Raw genomic sequence first — 721 nt, forward strand, 5'->3', positions numbered from 1 at the left:
TTAGACGATAGGACAAGCGAACAGTGTGCAGTCTGTTCTGGTAATATTTATGATATTGATAAAGCCCCTATTCTTCCACGCCACCCTCGGTGTCGCTGTGTTCTGGTTGCTTATATTGATGTTGATACTTTGGCTAAGGGTTTTGATAGAGAGGAATTAAATTCAAGACGTGAAGAATTTAAAAATGATATAAATAATTTTTGGGTAAAATATGATAAACTAACAGAGAAAACAGATAAAGATAATTTAGTAAAATATTTTAAAGAAAGTTATAGAATAGGTAAATTGCCAAATTTAAAGCCATATAAGAAAATACCTAATAAATATGTAGATATCACAGGAGAGAGGTTATCATATATCTTTAGTAAGCATTATAAAGAGTTTAGCAAGAAAGAATTTAATTTAATTTATTCTTTGATAGAAAACCCAGATTATATCGCTGATAATTATAGTGAAAATAGTTTGTTAATTTATAAAAAAATACCTAATAAAAATAAAAGAATAATGGAAGGTGTTGTTGTTTTTGATGGTAATAATACAATAATACATTTTCATAAAATTAATATTAGAAAATTAAAAAAATTAGAAAAAGAACGCAAATTACAATAGTAAGTTAGCCACCTCAGGCAAGTCATAAGGACATACATAATTAAATAATTTACGTGGATAACGATTTATCCATTGTTCAACAGCCGTTACTTCGTTAGGAGTAAGGGTTGTT

General features: G+C 27.7%; 1 protein-coding gene. It reads left to right on the forward strand.

Annotated elements, in window-relative coordinates; genetic code table 11:
* On the forward strand, positions 1 to 609 hold a 609-nt coding region (locus tag KMP12_RS07435), incomplete at its 5' end, for a hypothetical protein (RefSeq protein ID WP_215757072.1).
* Between the last annotated feature and the right edge of the window lie 112 nt (positions 610 to 721).

Source organism: Gemella sp. zg-1178 (genome assembly GCF_018790995.1).
In the GTDB taxonomy this organism is placed as follows: Bacteria; Bacillota; Bacilli; order Staphylococcales; family Gemellaceae; genus Gemelliphila.